General features: G+C 68.3%; 16 protein-coding genes. 5 read left to right on the top strand and 11 right to left on the bottom strand.

Annotation, left to right across the window (positions count from 1 at the left end):
• Positions 1–36: 36 nt before the first annotated feature.
• The 6 genes from ACY34I_RS23240 to ACY34I_RS23215 form a co-directional block, all read right to left on the bottom strand.
• A complete protein-coding gene (locus tag ACY34I_RS23240; RefSeq protein ID WP_462757173.1) occupies positions 37–951 on the bottom strand; it encodes a hypothetical protein in 915 nt (304 codons plus the stop codon).
• Positions 952–1,413: 462 nt separating this feature from the next.
• Complete coding sequence (locus tag ACY34I_RS23235; RefSeq protein ID WP_462757172.1) at positions 1,414–2,568, bottom strand: hypothetical protein; 1,155 nt, start codon at positions 2,566–2,568, stop codon at positions 1,414–1,416.
• Positions 2,569–2,711: 143 nt separating this feature from the next.
• Complete coding sequence (locus tag ACY34I_RS23230) at positions 2,712–3,404, bottom strand: GGDEF domain-containing protein (protein ID WP_462757171.1); 693 nt, start codon at positions 3,402–3,404, stop codon at positions 2,712–2,714.
• Between the two features lie 438 nt (positions 3,405–3,842).
• Positions 3,843–4,118: a hypothetical protein gene (locus ACY34I_RS23225; RefSeq protein ID WP_462757170.1), complete on the bottom strand. Its 276-nt coding sequence runs from the start codon at positions 4,116–4,118 to the stop codon at positions 3,843–3,845.
• A 113-nt stretch (positions 4,119–4,231) separates the two neighbouring features.
• A complete protein-coding gene (locus ACY34I_RS23220; RefSeq protein WP_462757169.1) occupies positions 4,232–4,666 on the bottom strand; it encodes a hypothetical protein in 435 nt (144 codons plus the stop codon).
• A gap of 48 nt (positions 4,667–4,714) precedes the next feature.
• Positions 4,715–5,722, bottom strand: a complete 1,008-nt coding sequence (locus ACY34I_RS23215) for a DUF4192 domain-containing protein (protein ID WP_462757168.1) — start codon at positions 5,720–5,722, stop codon at positions 4,715–4,717.
• A gap of 31 nt (positions 5,723–5,753) precedes the next feature.
• Between ACY34I_RS23215 and ACY34I_RS23210 the strand changes: the two genes are divergently transcribed.
• Positions 5,754–6,014, top strand: a complete 261-nt coding sequence (locus tag ACY34I_RS23210) for a hypothetical protein (protein WP_462757167.1) — start codon at positions 5,754–5,756, stop codon at positions 6,012–6,014.
• Between the two features lie 189 nt (positions 6,015–6,203).
• Here the strand turns inward: ACY34I_RS23210 and ACY34I_RS23205 are convergent, their stop codons facing one another.
• On the bottom strand, positions 6,204–7,421 hold the full coding sequence (locus ACY34I_RS23205; protein WP_462757166.1) for an RNA-guided endonuclease InsQ/TnpB family protein: 1,218 nt from the start codon (positions 7,419–7,421) through the stop codon (positions 6,204–6,206).
• A 508-nt stretch (positions 7,422–7,929) separates the two neighbouring features.
• Complete coding sequence (locus ACY34I_RS23200) at positions 7,930–8,799, bottom strand: TRM11 family SAM-dependent methyltransferase (protein ID WP_462757165.1); 870 nt, start codon at positions 8,797–8,799, stop codon at positions 7,930–7,932.
• On the opposite strand from ACY34I_RS23200, the gene ACY34I_RS23195 reads away from it, so the two are divergent.
• Together ACY34I_RS23195 and ACY34I_RS23190 are read left to right on the top strand one after the other, a co-directional pair.
• Positions 8,789–9,637 (top strand): hypothetical protein, encoded by an 849-nt coding sequence (locus ACY34I_RS23195; protein WP_462757164.1) that lies wholly within the window; start codon positions 8,789–8,791, stop codon positions 9,635–9,637. The genes ACY34I_RS23200 and ACY34I_RS23195 overlap by 11 nt on opposite strands.
• 54 nt (positions 9,638–9,691) lie before the next feature.
• Positions 9,692–10,582 (top strand): alpha/beta fold hydrolase, encoded by an 891-nt coding sequence (locus tag ACY34I_RS23190; protein ID WP_462757163.1) that lies wholly within the window; start codon positions 9,692–9,694, stop codon positions 10,580–10,582.
• Here the strand turns inward: ACY34I_RS23190 and ACY34I_RS23185 are convergent.
• Positions 10,555–11,157: a hypothetical protein gene (locus tag ACY34I_RS23185; protein WP_462757162.1), complete on the bottom strand. Its 603-nt coding sequence runs from the start codon at positions 11,155–11,157 to the stop codon at positions 10,555–10,557. The genes ACY34I_RS23190 and ACY34I_RS23185 overlap by 28 nt on opposite strands.
• A gap of 322 nt (positions 11,158–11,479) precedes the next feature.
• On the opposite strand from ACY34I_RS23185, the gene ACY34I_RS23180 reads away from it, so the two are divergent.
• Complete coding sequence (locus tag ACY34I_RS23180; protein ID WP_462757161.1) at positions 11,480–12,337, top strand: hypothetical protein; 858 nt, start codon at positions 11,480–11,482, stop codon at positions 12,335–12,337.
• Positions 12,338–12,419: 82 nt separating this feature from the next.
• On the opposite strand, the gene ACY34I_RS23175 is transcribed toward ACY34I_RS23180, so the two are convergent.
• Both ACY34I_RS23175 and ACY34I_RS23170 read right to left on the bottom strand, forming a co-directional pair.
• Positions 12,420–13,481, bottom strand: a complete 1,062-nt coding sequence (locus tag ACY34I_RS23175; protein WP_462757160.1) for a winged helix DNA-binding domain-containing protein — start codon at positions 13,479–13,481, stop codon at positions 12,420–12,422.
• Entirely contained in the window at positions 13,478–14,494 is a 1,017-nt protein-coding gene (locus tag ACY34I_RS23170) for a zinc-binding dehydrogenase (protein ID WP_462757159.1), read from the bottom strand. Before ACY34I_RS23170 ends, ACY34I_RS23175 begins: the two co-directional genes overlap by 4 nt.
• A gap of 32 nt (positions 14,495–14,526) precedes the next feature.
• Between ACY34I_RS23170 and ACY34I_RS23165 the strand changes: the two genes are divergently transcribed.
• On the top strand, positions 14,527–15,597 hold the full coding sequence (locus ACY34I_RS23165; protein ID WP_462757158.1) for a helix-turn-helix transcriptional regulator: 1,071 nt from the start codon (positions 14,527–14,529) through the stop codon (positions 15,595–15,597).
• Positions 15,598–15,632 lie beyond the last annotated feature (35 nt).

Below are 15,632 nucleotides of genomic sequence, written 5' to 3'. Positions count from 1 at the left end.
CAATCGGGAAGGCTCTGGTGGCCCTTACTCTCGTCGTCAAATCCAGCCCCGTTCGGTTGCCGCCGTCAGTACGGGCCGTGGTGCATCTCCTTGCCTAAGTGCCGGCTCAAAGATATAGAGCACTGTTTCGGCCGCCAACAAGCAGCCCTCTAACAGCCTTCGCAAGTCAAGCACTGGAAAAGCGAGACCTTCCAGCGCTTCCGGCCAACTGAAATAGGTTTGTGGCAGCATGAGATTGATTGGCAAATAGCGTTGCAGTAGTTGCGGTTCAGCCCTGGTCGGTGGAGAACCTTCGAATCGCCACTTCGCGAAGACCTCCCCTTCGATTAAGGGGTCATGAATACTGCCACCCGATGTCCGGCAGCCCTCGACTTCAACCGGAGGACCAGACGTTTCCACCACTCCGAGCCTCAAAGGCAGAGGATTGCGATGCTTATCTATGTTGGCAAGCCTGAATAACATCCCAAGGAAGAGCGGGACACCGTGGGGGAACGGGAACGCGTGGCTTTCACCCCAAACCGCCGAGTCGGCCGCATTGTGGATCTGCAATTGCTCGATGCGTCGCCAGTCCTCAGGACGGAAGTATTTGCTAATACTTTTGGCTGACCCCATGAAGGAACTTGCAGACTTAGCCCAAGGAAACTGGATCTTTCGCGCATCGCCTTCATCGAGAGGCATGTAGCAATTGGCAACATGGGCCAGAGCGTAGGCTACATGATCCAGCGAGTTCCGAGCGTTCTGCATGATGTCGGCAACCTGGTCTGTCCACTCGTCGGGTATCTGTGGCAGTCGGACCAACCGAAAGGACAGGGTCTTCGTTGCATCGTCGACCTCGACACCAATGGCAACGTTATTTCCCTGCCATTGTGCGACGTCGTTTCCTAGCGAACCGGCAAGCGTGTATGCGCGTCGAAGCTTTCGTGAAGCAATGTCCATCAGATCGGAGGGCATGAGCGAATCATAGGAGAGAACGGCATCCACCCCGAGGAGACATATCCATCCCGATGCTCCTACGGATGTCAACCCGGCGACTTCTTGACCCCTAGGGCAAAGATCAACCTAGGCCAGCCTGCTCCTTCTCACGTCGTACCCTGGACTCTCGGTCCGTCATGGTTCACCGGCGTGCGCGCTGCTCCGCCCCGATCGTCAAGCGCCTCGGCGAATCCCTCGCGCGATGACGGGGCTGCTGTACAAAGCTGCCGTACGGAAGCAGAAAGGCCACCTCCCGAGCCAGGGAAGTGGCCTTTGACCTGCGTGGGCGATACTGGGATCGAACCAGTGACCTCTTCGGTGCAAAGCAAGAGGTCAGCCTCAGCCATCGTTGGCTCATCGACAGCTACAGACGTCAGAAGGGCACCCGGCTTATCGGTCGTGGCAGGGGACGAGGCCCTGCCACGACCTGATCACCGAACGCTAGTCCTGGTCCGCAGACGTCGGCTTGTGACTGCTGAGCATGCGTACGGTGGTGCTGAGTCTGATCGGCGCGTCGCCGGGGCCTCTGAGGAAGGGGTTGATGTAGACGAGGCGGCGCAGGGCTCGACCGGGTCCGTACGGCTGGTTGCGCCAGTGGCCGGATACCCAGAACCGGCTGGCTTGAAGGGCTCCTGGGTCGTTCAACCCTGATGGTGCATTGGGCGGTGTGGCCCTGGTGCTGGTCTTGGCACGGATACTCACGATCCGAACCTCGGGCGCGCGCCGGTTGTTGCGGACGTAGGACTTGGTGGTGGCCTTGTCGACTCCTGCTGTTGTTATCTCGGCGGCCTGCTGTACGACCAGCAGCCAGGTTGCGATGAGACCTGCCACTGGATTTTCGCCGGGCAGCACCTGCCGCTCGTGTACCTCGACGGCGCTCATCGGCGCGAGCCAACCGACCTGTTCACGTAGCCGCTGGAGCGGTGTGCCGCCCAGGCCTCCGCCAATGGTGCGGTAGGTGACGAGTTGCCAGCCACCGCTGGTGGTGGTCCAGGAGGCGGCGGCGATCTGCCGAGTCGTCACCGGTCGCGACCATACGACCAGTCCGTCGGTCGAGGGCATGAGGTCGCGGCTGAGGGTGACGTCGGGAAGTTTCTCTGCGGCGTACTCGGCCAGGTCGGTGAAGTCGCTGTCGATCCAGAACAGGCGTGATCGGTCCAGGCCGGCGGCGATCTGTTGACGTGCGTCGGTGTCCGCCAGCGCGAGTGGGAGGTGATCGCCGCCTCGGTAGAAGCGGGCGAGCCGGTCGCGTACCTTCGGCAGCTCCCGTGCGGTGATGGCGGTGGCAGGCCAGGCGGTCGTGGTGATGAGCGTTCGTCCGGGGACCCGGGCGTTCAGGAACGCCAGGTGCAGTTGCTGGATGCGTTCTCGCGCCTCTGGATGGTTCCCGAGGCCGAGCGTCTGCACTGCCCGGTCGATGACCTTGTCGTTTCTGCCGTCGTCGATGTAGGTCTGGCACGTCGCGCACGCCGCCCATGCATCGCCGAAGTTTTGCACCAGTCCCCCGGCTTCGCCGATGGCGATGGCGGCGACTTCGCCGCCGACGAGCGTCCACGCCGGACGGGAGTCCCCGCAGAAGTCGCAGGTGCGGTGCACGGTGTCGAGCTGGCTGACCGGGACGGGCGCTGGCTCGTGTCCGTCGGTGGCGAGTTGGATCGGGTGCACGTAGGTGGGCGGCGTACCGAAGGTGTTCAGTGGAGCCAGGCAGATCTGGCAGGCCATCTCCTCGCGTGCGGCCGTCATGCCATCGCCTCGTCGTTCAGTTGGCGGTCGCGGAGGCGAGGCCCTCGACGGCTGTCGGCGGCCGGCATCGCCATACCCGGCTCGTAGACGGCGTGGCGGTTCCGGCCGCGGTGTTTGGCGTGATACATCGCGATGTCGGCACGGCGGAGGGCCACCTCTTCGAACGGGTCTGTAGCGTCGGCGAGTGCCAGGCCGACGCTGGCGGTGACGGTGACCGTGACGGGTTTGCCGTCCGCGGTGAGTTTGACGGGCTGGGAGATCAGGGCGACGAAGGTGTCGGCGATGCGGTCCAGGTCGTGGGTGCGGACGGGCAGCAGTGCGGCGTACTCGTCGCCGGAGAGCCGCCCGGCGGTGCCGCCGTGAAGGGCGGCGACGTCGGCGATACGGTCACCAATCGCGACCAGGACGTCGTCTCCCCTGTCGTGGCCATGGGTGTCGTTGACGGGTTTGAAGTCGTCGAGGTCGATCAGGACGACGATGATGGGCCCAGCGTTGTCGGCCTGGGCGAGGGTGGCGTGCGCGGCGGCCAGGCCGGCGCGGTTGAGCATGCCGGTGACCGGGTCGTGTTCCAGCTGCCAGATGGCCTCGGTGAGGTGGTTGCGGAGTCGGCGGATGAATGGCCACATGGTGAGGCCGCCGAGGGTGAACGCCACCAAGGCGGTGGCGATCATGATCAGTTGCAGGGACACTGGGGTCCTCCATCTCGTTGGAGAACCCGGGACGCATACGTTTCCTAGGCGAGGCGTCCCGGGTCCAGATGCGACGACGGCCCGCCTTGTGGCGGGCCGTTCTTCGTGTTAGTGCCGCTCGCTTCGCGGCACTGCTGTGGCTGCCTCCATGGGGAGGCAGCGTTGGCGTGGCTCAATCAGGGGATGCGCCGGCGGTGTGGAGCCGTCGATCCTCCAAGTGGCGCCTGCTTCGGCGGGGTACCGCCCGGCGCTGGATTCGCCCGGCCGGTAGGCGGGCCGGTACGGCTCGTCGGTACGTGGCCGCTGGTCCAGGAGGCGGCTTATGCGCGGGATTCGCGCCAGATGGCCGGGCGACGGCCGGTGAATCGGAAGATGCTGCCGGAGAGTGCGATTCGGCCTCTTGGGCGTCGGTGCGACGGCGGGCCTCGGCTGTTCGTGTTAGCGCACCGGGTGCGCGGCTTGGTCCGCGCGGAGTGTGGCGGCCAGGTCCCCCGGAATGACGGCGTAGGGTTCGACGGCCAGGAGCACCTCGGTCGGGTCGAGAATCGTCTCGACCAGGCCAATCCGAATCGTGTCGGGTTTGTTGTCGGGGTCGGTGACCGGGTCCCAGGCGAAGTCGACGACGGTCGCGAAGAAGGTGCGGTGCGGGTTCCAGCCGACCTGGACGGTGTAGCGCTCGAAGCCGGGTCTAGGTGTGAGGGTGTAGATGCTCATCGTTTCCTTCCATAGGAGTGAACGGCCGAGCCGGCCGACATGAGGTGCGCCGAGTGGGTCCTGCGCGGCGAGGCTCCTGATGAGGGCCGGCGCGAACGCCGGAGGACCGGTTCTCATGCCTCGGGCTGGCGGGCGCGTTGCTCGGCCAGGTCGACGATCTTGTCGCGTCGCGCGGCGGGAAGGCCGGCGAGCAAGTCGACGTACTGCTGTTCCTGCACGGTGACCGGCTGCGCGAACGCCGACTTGTAGGCCAGGCGTGCTGCCTCGTGTGCGGCTTCGATCGCGCCGCTGTGGTCATGGGCGACGGCGACCTGACGCAGCTGCTCGGCCGCGGCAAGCGGGTCGCGGGACAGCGTGAGGTCGTAGATGCGGAAGTTCGCCGGAAGGTCCGCCGCGCCGATCGCCGTGATCAGGCACAGGTTCGCCTGTACGTGGTAGGCGTATGCCTCGCTGCGGGTCGGTGTTTCGCCGCGAGCCCGCACGGCGGCGCGTTCGGCGTTCCAGCGCAGCCGGGCTTCTTCGGCGAGTCTGGCGAGGGCGAGCAGCATGCTGCGAGTGGGATCCACTGGGTTCTCCTGTTGTTGAGGGGTTTTCGGCTACCGGGTTGAGGGGTTGGTTCGGGTCCCGGCGATTGCCTGCTCGAACACCGATGGCGGGAGTCCGGCGTGCAGCGACTGCAGCAGCAGGTCGGCGAGCTGGTACGCGGGATCCACCTGCAGGGCACGGTGCGCTGCCATGGCGGCCAGGGCGCCGTCACCGCAGCGCCACGCGGTGAGCGCGAGCAGGGTGGCCGGTGCCGGCACAAGCGGTTCATGGGCGCGGCGGGTGACGTCGGCCCAGAACGTGACGTGCCGGTCGTGCGGCTGCGTGAGGTCCGCGGCAAGGTCCCGCACCGATGGCCGCTTCAGGAGCACGGTGAGCCAGGCGACCTCGTCGTCGGTGAGGCGCCTGCCGCCGTCGTGCTGTCGCAGCGCGTCGCGGACTGCTTGCGGGCCGGCCTCGTCCACGGCGGCGTTGCCGGCGGCGCTCACCGCCTTCAGGCGGGCGATCGCCTCCCGGGTTGCGCGGCGTATGTCGTCACGGGCGGCGCCGTCGACGGGTGCGAACCGGGCGGCCACGGCGGCCCGGTCCGGTAGCGCGACCAGCCCGGCGGCGGTGGCTTGCACGGCGACGAGTGAGGTCGGGTCGAGCGGGGTTCCTTGGGGTGGGCAGCAGTCGGGGTTGTCGCAGGTGAGGTTGTAGACCCGGGTGCCGCTGACGCGTAGCAGTTGCCGGATGGTCATGCCGCTGGCGGTGAACGCGTCGCCGACGCTGCCTAGTGCCGGGTCGACGTGGTCGGGGTCGCCGTAGCCGATGAGCATGATGTGAGTGATCGGCTGCTGCCGCCGCACGACCGGGACCAGGTTGGCGGCGAGGTCGAACAGGTGACTTGCGGGGGCGCCGGGGGCGGGCAGGTCGGCCCGGGCGGCGAAGACGACGCGGCGGTCCCTGCTGGCAAGAACGACGAGGCTGCCGTCGCTGGGCCGGAAACCGAGGAGGTACGGCACCGCGGTTACCAGGTCGGCTGGGGATCGCACGGTCAGCTTGTTGTCTGGAAACGACATGATGATCTCCACTGCTGGTTGAGGTCGACAATTGGCCGCAGGCGAGCGGGTAGGCGCCGCGCCTGTCCGCGTCGGCTGGGCGCAGCGCGACGCGGCCCCTGCGGGAACAGGCGCACCGATCACCGGATCGGCGCGCCTGAGGTGTTCAGTCGCCGTCGAGGTCCAGGTACAGGTCGATACCGACACCCTCGAGGCTGGTGGTCACTGTGATTGGGTGGTGGTCGATGCGGGCGAGCGCCCGGGTCAGGTCGGCGCGGACGAGGGCTTCGGTGGCTGCGGTAGCGCCGGCTGAGGCGGTGTGGCCGCGCAGCCAGATCTCGTACTCGTGGCGCCCCGGAATCCGCCAGCCTTCGGAGGAGATGGTCCATCGTTGCGGCAGCGGTTCAAGCCCCCATGTGGCGAGGGCGTCTTCGCAGCCGGACCGGCAGTTGACTTCCTCCCCACACCTGCAGGCGGAGGGATTCCCGTGGCCGAGGCGTGTTCACGCCGTGAGCCTTGCGGATGGTTGGCGCTTCGCGGACCGGGTAGCCCCGAGGTCTCCACGCCCTGTTACCGCCAGCCCGGCGGCGAGTATGTTCTTGGCCGCGTTCACGTCGGCGTGGTCCTGGTGCCCGCAGGCAACGCACCGGAAGACCGCTTGGCTCTTGCGGGATTCCGGTGCGACATGCTTGCAGGCGTTGCAGGTCTGCGACGTGTACGCGGGGTTGACCTTCTCGATCTTCGCACCGTGGTAGCGGGCGGCATGTTCCAGCTTGAGCAGGAACCCGCCCCAACCCTTGGACAGGATGGCTCGATTTAGGCCGGCCTTGGCCTTCACATTCCGGCCGGGCTGTTCGACAGTGCCCCGTGCGCTGGCGGTCATGTCCTTGATCCGCAGGCGCTCGACGGCGACCAGCCCATGGCCACGCACGAGCCGCACGGCTTCCTGCGCGGCAAAGTCGACCCGCCGATGCCGTATGCGGGCGTTGAGCCGGCCGATCTCAGCGCGTACCTTGTCGCGGCGCTTCGACCCGCGGTTACGGCCATGAACCCGTAGTGACCGAGACAGGCGCTGCTGCAACCGCTTCAGCCGGACCGCCTCGCCCCGGGTGACGAAAGCCCGATCATCCAGACCACCGTCAGATGTGGCCACCGCGACGGCCACACCCCGGTCGACGCCGATCGGCGGTTTACCGTTCGGCGCGGCCTCGGCAACGCCGTCCTCGACACAGAACGAGATGTACCAGCGGCCACCGTCGCGGGAGACTGTGGCGTTGCGGATGACACCGCCGAGCGGACGGGTCCACCGAAAACGCACCGGCCCGAACTTCGGCAGCCGCACCTCACCCCACCGCCGGCTCAGCCGCCGCACAGCGATCTGCTCTGGGTCGGGGAACCGGAACGACGGCGCGGTGCGTGTCTTGGACCGCCACCGCACCTTCCACGTCCCGTGCGTTTTGCACGCGCGTTCCAGGTCGCGCAGGGTCTGCTGTAACGTGTGCGACGGGGCGTCGGCCAGCCACCCGCAGTCCGGGTCCTTCTTCGCCTCGGCCATCTGCCGGGCCTGTTCGCTGTAGTTGATCCAGGCTCCGCGTCGGCGGTACTCACGGCGCTGCTCCAACGCGGTGTTCCACACCGCCCGGCAGATCGCGCCCACCGTCTCGGCGTAGGCAGCCTGCTCCGGCATGAAGGCGAGCAGGAAGCGGCGGCCGGTCAGCATTCAACGGCCTTCTGCTGCTGTGCCGCCCGATTGCCGGCGGCAGCCGAGTGGATGCCGGTGACCAGCCCGGCGCACGACGCGAGCCGAAACGTGGCCAGGTCGTGGGCTCGGCCGGAGCCGCTGTCTCCGCCGACGACTGGGGTGACACTGCTGAGGAGATCGGGCGGGGTTGCGTTGTGGTCGGCGAGGGGATCACCGCCTGTCAGATACCAGGCGGGACAAAGCATCGGTCCTCCTTGGGACTCGAAGGAAGTCGGCCATCGGGTGGTGGCCGCCTGCAGGGATGGTGGTGTCCTGCCCCGGTCGCAGCTGAGGCGAGGGGCGGGTGATGAGTGCTGAGGGTCTGAGGCTGGCGGACGGCGGCCGACCGGGAGGGTGGGCGCGATGCCGTCGCGGACGTGTCAGATCAGCACATAGAAAAGGAGAAGAGCCCTCAGGCTAACCGCGTCGCTGCCGGTGGAGCTGGGGCTGTCAGGTCCGGCCGTCTGGCAGAACCTGACAGCCCAGCTCACCTGCTGTCAGCCGTCGGCGGGCGTGATGCGGGAGTTCGGCCACGCCGCAGGACCAGGACATCCTCATGCGCGACGAGGTGCACAGGGAGGCCCTCGGCCCTGGACTTGCGTACCGCCATAAGCCCGAACATCGAGGCGCGGTGCACGATCTGGCCGTCGCGGACGGCGGCGAGCATCGCCGCGCACCGCTGCACCGGTATCAGCCCGACCTGCCGCGCGACCGTCAGGAGCTCACCGGGCAGGTCGATGAAGTCGTCCGGGCTGCGGCGTACCGGCCGGCAGGTGATGACCACCGTGCCGCCGGGGCGCAGCAGCCGGTAGCTGGCGGACAGGATCGCGGCGAACCCGTCGAGCAGACCGGACCACCCGGCGTAGGCGAGGTTGCCGCGCGCGCGGTCGCCGTACAGGTGGGCCCGCTTCCTCACTCCGGTACCGGTCATGCGGACAAGTCCGTGGGTGGACCGCCCGTACGGCGGTGAGGTGAGCACGAGTCCGACCTCGCCGACTGCGGACGCGGGGGCGAGATCGAGCAGCCGGGTCGCGTCGCCGGTGATGACCGTGGCCATGCCGGTGGCACCCTGAGACGCGGCGAGGGCGACGTTCGCGGCCGCCAAGGTGGTGAACCGCGGTTCGATGTCCACGCCGAGCGCGTGCCGCCCGAGGTGCATGGCCTCGACGAGGGTGGTGCCCGACCCGCACATCGGGTCGAGCACCAGATCCCCTGGCGCGGTGTAGGCGGCGATGGCGTGCGCGGCGAGGTGGGGCAGCATCTTGCCCGGGTGCGTGGACGACTCCCGTACGTAGCGGCCGCGTCGCTGGTCGCGAGCCGGTTGCTGGCAGGTCAGCCACACGGACGTGATCGGCATCGGCTCAGGCATCGCCGTCGCCTCCCGACTGGGGGACATCCCGCGAGTCCCGCTGGACGGCCGGCCCGGCACCCACGTCGTGCTGTTGCCCTACGCCCGCCGGGTCCGCCATCACCAACTGTTTCTTGCCGAGATGCCTGCACCCCGCGACCTGGTCGGCCAGGCACGCCGGCAGCGCCGCGCCGCAGGCCCGCCCGATCCGCTGTCGCCAGCGGTGGGCCGGCCCGTCGTCACCTGGATCCAGCCGCCGCTGTTCGACCCCCGGCCTCGTGACTATCGGCGCCGTGTCGACTTGCGCACCCGTCCGGCGCTGGATAACCCGTGGTTGGCGGCCGCAGCGCCACACATCGGCGTCGCGGTCGCCTTGGCCGCCGTCCACGCCGCCCGACACGGCGACATCATCACCATGCAGTTGTCCGACGTGGACCTCGCCAACCAGCGGCTCACCGTCGCTGGCCACACCCGCTCTCTCGACGACCTCACCCACGCCGCGTTGACCGACGACTACCGGCGCCGCCGTTGGCCCAACACCGCCGACCCGCACTTGCTGATCAGCAAAGAGAGCGTTGTGCGGCTCGGCCCAGTCAGCTACCCCTGGCTCAACCGAATCCTGCGCGGGCTGCCGGCGCCCCTCGAACGGCTGCGCATCGACCGTCACCTCGACGAAGCCCTCGTCAGCGGCGCCGACCCGCTGCACCTGGCCAAGGTCTTCGGCATCTGCGAGAGCACCGCGATCCGCTACGCGGCCGCGGCGCGACAACTGCTGAGCACGCCAACCGAGCAGACCGACGATCCGGTGGCCCACGCCGGCCGGCACGCACAGCCAACCAGCAACTGACCCGGCCGTCTCGCTCAGCAAAACGGCCCCACACAAGCCGCCATACTGTCGCCCATGAACCTGGACGTGCGCAGCGACGACAACTGCCACCTGTGGGCCGAACAGTCCGGCACCGGGCCGCCGCTGGTGCTCTGTCACGGCGGCCCGGGCCTGTGGGACTACCTCGACCCGGTCGCCCGGCTGCTCGACGATCGCGCCCGCACCATCCGATGGGACCAGCGCGGCTGTGGACGCTCGCAGCGGCGCGGACCATACAGCGTCGCCCGCTTCGTCGCCGACCTCGACGCGGTACGCGACCAACTGGCCGGACCGCGAATGGCCCTGCTGGGCCACTCGTGGGGTGCGCACCTGGCGTTGCGGTACACCATCGAACACCCCGAACGGGTTAGCCATCTGATCTACGTGTCCGGGACCGGCATCGACCCCGAGCGCGGCTGGCACCCGCACTACAAGCGGAATCTGAGGCTGCGGCTCGGGCATCATCTGGACCGGTGGGAGGCACTCGGCGCCCGCACCCGCACCCCCGCAGAGGACCACGAACGGGCGGTCCTGCAGTGGTCGGCCGACTTCGCCGACCACGGCACCGCACTGCGGCACGCCCAACGCATGGCCACCCCATGGCTGGGCATCAACTACGACTGCAACCAGGCCATCAACGCCGAGGTCAAGCAAGAACTCAGCGACCCCGAAATGGCCGTGCAGTGCCGAGCGCTCGACCTGCCCGTGCTGATCATCGACGGCACCGAGGACATCCGCCCCCGCTGGGCCGTCGACTCGCTGCACCAAGCGCTGACCAACTGCCAACGCGTGAGCCTCGCCGGCTCCGGTCACTTGCCGTGGGTCGAGAATCCGCACGACTTCCGCCGGGCGGTGACCACCTTCCTGACGCAACAGAGTCGCCAGACCCTCAGCCAGGTTCACCGCGAACCCCCGGATCCGCGATAGCGTGACTGCACAGACGAACCCTTGGGTTCACGTCGAGAACCCATCAGTTTCCCTGAACCCTCGGGAACCGTCGCCCGGGCAAAAACCAAGACATCGGTGTGGATGTCCAGCTGTGTCCGCTGTCCGCGCGTGGGTGGCTGGTCGGCCGCCACGATGTGCTGCAGGTAGGACAGACCTGCCTGCTTGGCCGCGATGACGACGTCGCCCGGAAGGACCGGGTCGCTGTGCGCCAGCAGCACCGCCAGGCAGCCGCCGGGCAGGAGCTTCGCCCGACCCCGAGCGAAGAACTCGACTGGTGCGCCGGCGTCGGGGGCGAGTGGCCAGCCGGTGACGATCAGCATCGCCGCCTCGCTCCCCCAGCCCATCGAACGCGCCGCCTCCAGGTCGCCATAGCGGTGGGCGGCGAGGATGGCGCCGGCGAGCTGCGGCCCCTCGGTCAGATCGATGATCAGGTCGGACGGGTGGGTGAGGTTGTAGACGAGTCGGAAACCCATCGCGGTGGACATGGTCTCGCCCGGCTGCGGGGCGGGCACCGGCCAGACGGTGATGGGCACGGGCGGGTCGCCGGGCACCACGTCCCCCACGGGAACGGGTGCGCGGTGATGGTTTCTATCGGTCATAGGCACGGTGGCCCCCGGACCGGCGGACGTACTGACGGTCCCCAGTACGCCGCTGACAGGCCCACCGAACCCGCCCCGACCTGACAGAACCAGTCAACCCCGGCGCCTGACAGCCACGTCGGCGGGCGCGGGCAGTCGGCGCACCGGCGAACCTGACACCACCGGGCACGACCTGTCCCGGTCTGACAAACGCTCGTGGTGTCAGGTCGAGCTGTCCCAATCGAGGTCTCGGAGCCATCGCACATCGCGAAGCGCTCCCTCGAAGGGAGACATCACCATGCCAACGACCACCCGAGCGAGGACGGCCGACACGGCCCTGACCACTGCCGAGAAGGCATTCGAGCTGCTGACCTGCGAACCCGCGCCGCTGGTGTTCAACGCGCGTCCCGTGCCCGGTCTGCCGGACACGGCGATGCCGCTGGACGAGCTACGCACACTGCTGGTGTGCGAGCGCTACGACAGCGACACCACCGACGAGCTGTGGCGGCAACTGGCCCACCACGCCCGCGAACGCGGACCAGCCTGGGTCGTCGGCGCGATCGGCGTGGCCCTGCCCGCGCTGACACACCTCGCGGCAAAAATCAGCCGCGGCCATGCCCGGCACGCCGACGACGTGGACTCCGAAGTCCTGGCCGGGTTCCTCCAGGCCCTGCGCACGGCGGACCTCGCCCCACCCCGCCTGTGGCTGCGGCTGTGCTGGGCGGCATGGCGCGCAGGCACCGCAGTCATCAAGGCCGACGATGGCGAGGAACTGCCGCTGGAACTGTCCAGCGGTTCACGCTCGCCGAGGATGCCCTACGGGCACCCGGACCTGCTGCTCGGCCGGGCGGCCGCCGCCGGCCTGATCACCGCCGAAGCCGCCGAGCTGATCAGCGCGACCCGGTTCGGCGACGCACTGATCGAGCACTTGGCCGCCGAGATAGGCGTGACCGCGTCGATCCTGCGGATGCGTAGAAGGAGAGCCGAACGCGTCGTGGCCGCCGCCCTCACACGAGGCGACCTCTCCGGTCCGGTCCGCTCCCACGATGGCGACGTCCGGCAGCGGGCAGCGACGCACCCGAATGCCCATCCAGCCAACGCGCGCTCGTCGGGATTTCCTCACGCTCGCCGCCCTGCCGGTCGGTGGCACCGGTGAACTCGGCTGGCGCACTCGATCCGCGGTTACCAGATGTGCGCACTGGATCATGGCTCGCGGGCGTCGGCTGATCGGGCGCGGGCTATGACGCTCGTCGGTGCTTGAGGAAGGGCAGCATCCGGTTCGCTTCGTCGTTGACGGCTTGCCGTTCGGTGGCCGTGAGAGGCCGAAATGGTACGAGTCGTATGTCGTCTCCGGTGAACGACCAGGTCCCACGGGCGAAGCCATCGATGAGAATGGTGGGGCGTACCAGGGCCCGGCCAGGCATGACCTGCTTGCGGTCTTCGTCGCTGATGATGCGGGTGCGGTCGGCGTGGCCCAGCAGGGCGTTGTCGTACGCGGGTAGCAGTCGCACGGGCGCTGGGATGTGCGGGTCGGGTAGCTGCGTGTCGGGCAGGTCGAGCAGGGTCTGTCCGTCGGATCCGGTGTAGTGGCGTAGTTCGATGCTCATGTCCTCGACGACTTGGTTGAGCCGGGTCAGCCCGCTCCATGCCTGGACGTCGGCCACCGTGGCGGGTCCGAAGGCGGCGAGGTAGCGGCGGATCAGCTCCTGGATCGCCGCGGGTTCGATAGCGTCGGCCGCAAGGGCGGTGACGGTGATGGAAGATCGATTGCCCCAGCTGCCCCAGGACGCGGTGGTGGGATCGTGGATGAGCGGGGTGCGTAGTTCGAATTCGCCGGCGAGGATCCGGCCGTCGCGGCCCGGGTGGCGGGCGGCGAGGCGTTGGGCGAGTTCTTTACGGGCGAACGGTCCGGCGTCCAGCAGCGCACGTCCGTCGGCCATCAGCGCCTCGACAGGTAGCCGGTTTCTGTTGCGCCGGAAGTACGGCGAGTTCGCGGTGCGGTCGAGGACGGGTTGCAGCAGAGGCCGCAGCCGACGGAAATCGTCGGCTGCGGCGATGTGCTGGGTGCTGCGCAGGAGACCGGAGCGCACGACCTGCCCGTCGGTCAACAGGGTGGTCAGGTCGGCGTGGGTGAACCCGCGGATCCGGCTCCACAGCCCGACGTAGGGCCAGTTCGGTTCCTGTGCCTGCAGGGCGACCAGACGCCGGATCACGTCAAGCGGCGCCTGGTCGGTGCGTTCCAGGAGGAATTGGCGCTGCAGCAGTGCCCGGTTGAGGGCGCGACGCGACAGCGGCGTCATGGCAGCCGCACCGAAACGTTGCCGCGGTAGCCGCCTCGCAACAGCGACAGGAAGGCATCGTGCACGGCGTCGATGCCGGCCTCGACGACCGTCTGCGGGAAGACGAACCTTTCCTGGTCGAGCCACGCTTTGAAGTGGGTGTGCCATGCGGCGATCTGGTGGGGCGTGTGGTAGCAGGAGAATGGCAGCAGCTCGATCCCCTTGGCTGCGGCGGCAGCCTGGTCGGGTTCGGGGAATCGCTGGGCCGCCGCACCCAGTTGGGTGGACAGCGATCCGCACAACGCGAACCGCGCTTCCGGCACGGCGACCTCGAGCGCGGCCTCGTAGAGCGTGCCGCCGACGGTGTCGAAGAAGACCGTGATTCCCTCGGGTGCCAGTTCCTTCAGTGCTGCGACCGGATCCTGGTGGTAGTCGAATGCGGCGTCGATACCGAGCTCGCGGACCAGGTAATCCGCCTTGGCTTGGCTGCCCGCGCTGCCGATGACCTTCGAGGCGCCCAGATTGCGGGCGATCTGGGCGGCCAGGGAGCCGACGCCGCCGGCCGCGCCGGAGACGAACACGACATCGCCAGGGCCGACCTTGGCCACGTCTGCCATGCCGTAGTAGGCGGTCGGTCCCTGGCCGAGGTGGTAGCTCGGATCCGGGTACGCGTCGCGGTCCAGCTTGACATACGAGGCGGCCGGCCCGGCGGAATGCGTACTCCAGCCGCTCATCGACTGGACCAGGTCGCCCTCTCGCAGATCCGGGCTGGCCGACCGCAGCACCGTGCCGATGGCCATGACGCCGATGCGCTGGCCCGGCTGCCAGGCCGGGATTGGCAGCTGGCAGTCGGAGCGCATGAGCTCGAGGTATGTGGCGGCAAGCCCCAGGTAGTCGGTGCGGACGACGACCTCGCCGTCGATCTCGGTCTCGACGACGGTGAAGTGCTCCCGGCGGGGTGCGCCGGCGATCTGGGTGGTCAGCTGTATCTCGCGAGTGATCATGTGAATGACCCTAGACCGGCTTCCGGTCACTTTTTGACCGGAAGCCGTGCGAGGATCGCGACATGGCCAACACCAGTTCCCGAACGCTGCGGCTGCTGTCGTTGCTGCAGACTCACCGCCACTGGTCCGGCACCGATCTGGCCGACCGCCTGGGAATCTCGGAACGCACCCTGCGCCGCGATGTTGACCGGCTACGGGAACTCGGCTACCCGGTGCACGCCTCCCGAGGCACCGACGGCGGTTACCAGTTGGCGCCCGGTGCGGTCCTGCCGCCGCTGCTGCTCGACGACGAGGAAGGCGTCGCGCTGGCGGTCGGCATGGGCAACGCCACCCAGAGCGGAATCGCCGGAATCGAAGACGCGGCGGTGCGCGCGCTGACCAAAGTGGTACAGGTTCTCCCGCCGCGCCTCCGTGCCCAGGTCAACGCGTTACGCGCGATGACCATCTCGCCCACGGCCGCGAGACCGGTCGTGCCCGCCGAAGTGCTCACGGTGATCGCCCAAGCCTGTCGGGACGAGGAACGGCTGCGATTCCGCTACACCGCACGCGGCGGCCCCGACACCGAACGAGAAGTCGAACCGCACCGCCTGGTCGCGCTCGGCGGCCGCTGGTACCTGGCCGCCTACGACCTGACCCGACACGACTGGCGCAGCTTCCGCCTCGACCGACTGACCGACCCACGTAGCACCGGAACGAGGTTCCGGCCACGTCCCCTTCCCGCCGGCGACGCCGCCCAGTTCGTGCGCACCTCCACCGGCGTCCCTCCAGCACACACCGTGCAGGCCCTGGTCCACGCATCCGCCGAACACGTCCGCCGGGTCGCCGGGCAATGGGGCACGATCGAACCCATCGACAGCCAACACTGCCGTCTCACCATGGTATCCACCAGCCTGGACTGGCCCACTCAAGCACTGGGCAATATCGGCGCTGAATTCGAGGTGCTCAGCCCACCGGAATTCACCGACCACCTCCAAGACTGGGGAACCCGATTCCTCCGAGCGGCACAAGGATCAGCAGCCCGGACCAACTCCCAACGGACACAACACCAACCCGACGACGCAATCCACCGACCGAAGAAGCGACAGGATCTTGAGAAGGACGGCGCACCATCGGTTCGGCACGGAATGACCTGAAGAAGTGGGCAGAGGAGATCGATCGGGCGGACGTG

The organism is Micromonospora sp. RTBAU3-60 (assembly GCF_054963695.1).
This window is presented reverse-complemented; position numbering and strand designations above follow the sequence as displayed.

What these genes read in the sequence shown, in the direction of transcription:
- ACY34I_RS23215 (WP_462757168.1), bottom strand. Translation starts at nt 5,722, where the DNA reads ATGTCGTTTCCAGACAACAAGCTGACCGTGCGATCCCCAGCCGACCTG.
- ACY34I_RS23165 (WP_462757158.1), top strand. Translation starts at nt 14,527, where the DNA reads ATGGCCAACACCAGTTCCCGAACGCTGCGGCTGCTGTCGTTGCTGCAG.
- ACY34I_RS23240 (WP_462757173.1), bottom strand. Translation starts at nt 951, where the DNA reads ATGCCCTCCGATCTGATGGACATTGCTTCACGAAAGCTTCGACGCGCA.
- ACY34I_RS23205 (WP_462757166.1), bottom strand. Translation starts at nt 7,421, where the DNA reads ATGCTGACCGGCCGCCGCTTCCTGCTCGCCTTCATGCCGGAGCAGGCT.
- ACY34I_RS23190 (WP_462757163.1), top strand. Translation starts at nt 9,692, where the DNA reads ATGAACCTGGACGTGCGCAGCGACGACAACTGCCACCTGTGGGCCGAA.
- ACY34I_RS23225 (WP_462757170.1), bottom strand. Translation starts at nt 4,118, where the DNA reads ATGAGCATCTACACCCTCACACCTAGACCCGGCTTCGAGCGCTACACC.
- ACY34I_RS23200 (WP_462757165.1), bottom strand. Translation starts at nt 8,799, where the DNA reads ATGCCGATCACGTCCGTGTGGCTGACCTGCCAGCAACCGGCTCGCGAC.
- ACY34I_RS23220 (WP_462757169.1), bottom strand. Translation starts at nt 4,666, where the DNA reads ATGCTGCTCGCCCTCGCCAGACTCGCCGAAGAAGCCCGGCTGCGCTGG.
- ACY34I_RS23180 (WP_462757161.1), top strand. Translation starts at nt 11,480, where the DNA reads ATGCCAACGACCACCCGAGCGAGGACGGCCGACACGGCCCTGACCACT.
- ACY34I_RS23175 (WP_462757160.1), bottom strand. Translation starts at nt 13,481, where the DNA reads ATGACGCCGCTGTCGCGTCGCGCCCTCAACCGGGCACTGCTGCAGCGC.